Below are 2,228 nucleotides of genomic sequence, written 5' to 3'. Positions count from 1 at the left end.
TGTCGGCGACGGCCCAAAAGTGAACCGCGATCGACGCCTGAAAGTTGACCCCCTCCAAGGGTCTGGCTCGTTGAGTCAGATCGGGAGGATGGGTGATCAGCGTGGAGGACTGGGCGGAGATCCGCCGGCTTCACCGGACTGAGCAGATGCCGGTGCGAGCGATCGCGCGGAAGTTGGGGATCGCGAGGAACACGGTTCGCAGAGCCATCGCGGATGATGCGCCGCCGAAGTACCAGCGGGCGCCGAAGGGATCGATCGTGGATGCGGTCGAGCCGAGGATCCGTGAACTCCTCGTGCAATGGCCGGAGATGCCGGCGACGGTGATCGCCGAGCGGATCGGCTGGGACCGTGGTCTGACCGTTCTGAAGGAACGCATCCGAGAGTTGCGGCCGGCCTACCGGCCTGTCGATCCGGCCTCGCGGACGGTCTATGAGGCGGGCGAGATCGCCCAGTGCGATCTGTGGTTCCCGGCGGCCGAGATCCCGCTCGGCTTCGGGCAAACAGGGCATCCGCCGGTGCTCGTGTTGGTCGCCGCGTATTCGCGGTGGATCACAGCCCGGATGCTTCCCTCGCGGAACGGCGCCGATCTGATCGCCGGGCACTGGCGGCTGCTGAACGAGCTCGGCGCTGTTCCCAAGACCCTGGTCTGGGACAACGAGGGAGCCGTCGGGTCCTGGCGGGCCGGCGGTCCTCAACTCACCGACGACTTCACGGCATTCGCCGGACTTCTGGGCATCAAGTTCGTCCTTTGCAAGCCCCGCGACCCGGAATCCAAGGGTCTGGTCGAGCGGGCGAACGGCTATCTGGAGACCTCGTTCCTGCCCGGGAGAGTGTTCAGCAGTCCGGCAGACTTCAACATCCAGCTGGCCGACTGGCTGGCCAAGGCCAACCGGCGCATTCACCGGGCGTTGCAGGCCCGTCCTGCTGACCGGATCGATGCCGACCGTTCCAGGATGCTCCAGCTGCCGCCGATCTCCCCGCCGGGCTGGTGGAAGGCGTCTTTGCGGTTGCCGCGGGACCACTACGTCCGCCTCGACACCTGCGACTACTCGGTCCATCCGCTGGCGGTCGGCCGGCGGGTCGAGGTCGCTGCCGACCTGGACCAGGTCCTGGTGGCCTGCGACGGCGTCGAAGTCGCCCGCCATTCCCGCAGCTGGGCCCGCCACCAGACCATCACCGATCCCGACCACGCGGCAGCTGCCGCAGCCGCCCGCAGGGCGGCCGGTGTCGGAAAGAAGCCGGTCCCGGTTCAGGGGACCGAGGTCGAGGAGCGGTCGCTGGAGACCTACGACCGGATCTTCGGCGTCATCGACGGCGGACTGACCGCAGGCGAAGGGGCAGCGTGATGACCACGACCGGCAATGACACCAAGGCCGTCAGGAACGGCCGCGACGTGACCTCAGAGATCGCCTATCTCACAAGGTCGTTGAAGGCGCCGGCCCTGCGGGATTCCGTCGCCCGGCTCGCTGACCGGGCCCGGTCCGAGGGCTGGACCCACGAGGAGTACCTCGCGGCCTGCCTGCAACGTGAGGTCGCCGCCCGGGACTCGCACGGCGCCGAGGGCCGCATCCGAGCCGCCCGGTTCCCGTCACGGAAGTCGCTCGAGGACTTCGACTTCGACCATCAGCGGTCCGTGAAACGGGAAACGATCTCCCATCTCGGAACCCTCGATTTCGTCGTCGGGAAGGAGAACGTGATCTTCCTCGGACCGCCCGGCACGGGCAAAACCCACTTGGCCACCGGGCTGGGAATCAGAGCCTGCCAGGCCGGTCACCGGGTCGCGTTCGCCACCGCCGCCCAGTGGGTCACCCGCCTCGCCGAGGCCCATGCCAACGGCCGCCTCGCCGACGAACTGACCCGCCTCAGCCGGATCCCGCTGATCATCGTGGACGAGATCGGCTACATCCCCTTCGAACCCGAGGCCGCGAATCTGTTCTTCCAGTTCATCTCCGGGCGTTACGAACACGCTTCCGTGATCGTCACGAGCAACAAACCCTTCGGTCGCTGGGGCGAGGTCTTCGGCGACGACACCGTCGCCGCAGCCATAATCGACCGACTCGTCCACCACGCCGAAGTCATCTCCCTCAAGGGCGACAGCTACCGCATGCGCGGACGCGACCTCGGACGGGTTCCCACAGCCAGCACCGGGGAATGAACAACATCAACTGACCGACCGGGGGTCAATTCTCAACCGTCGGATCTGGTCCACTTTTCACGCGTCGCCGACA

At 67.1% G+C, this 2,228-nt stretch carries 2 protein-coding genes; both read left to right on the top strand.

The annotated features are described in order from the left end of the window. The first annotated feature begins 92 nt into the window (after nucleotides 1-92). A complete protein-coding gene (gene istA, locus HNQ79_RS33120; RefSeq protein ID WP_185036694.1) occupies nucleotides 93-1,346 on the top strand; it encodes an IS21 family transposase in 1,254 nt (417 codons plus the stop codon). Further along, entirely contained in the window at nucleotides 1,346-2,155 is an 810-nt protein-coding gene (gene istB / locus HNQ79_RS33115; protein ID WP_185036693.1) for an IS21-like element helper ATPase IstB, read from the top strand. The genes istA and istB overlap by 1 nt, the downstream gene beginning before the upstream one ends. The last annotated feature ends 73 nt before the right edge of the window (nucleotides 2,156-2,228 follow it).

It is taken from the genome of Streptomyces candidus (assembly GCF_014207445.1).
GTDB classification, from domain to species: Bacteria; Actinomycetota; Actinomycetes; order Streptomycetales; family Streptomycetaceae; genus Streptomyces; species Streptomyces candidus.
Note: the sequence above shows the minus strand (reverse complement) of the source record. Positions and strands in the feature narration are given on the sequence as shown.

Excerpts from the sequence above, each read along its gene's own strand:
- istB (WP_185036693.1), top strand. The coding sequence starts at position 1,346 with ATGACCACGACCGGCAATGACACCAAGGCCGTCAGGAACGGCCGCGAC.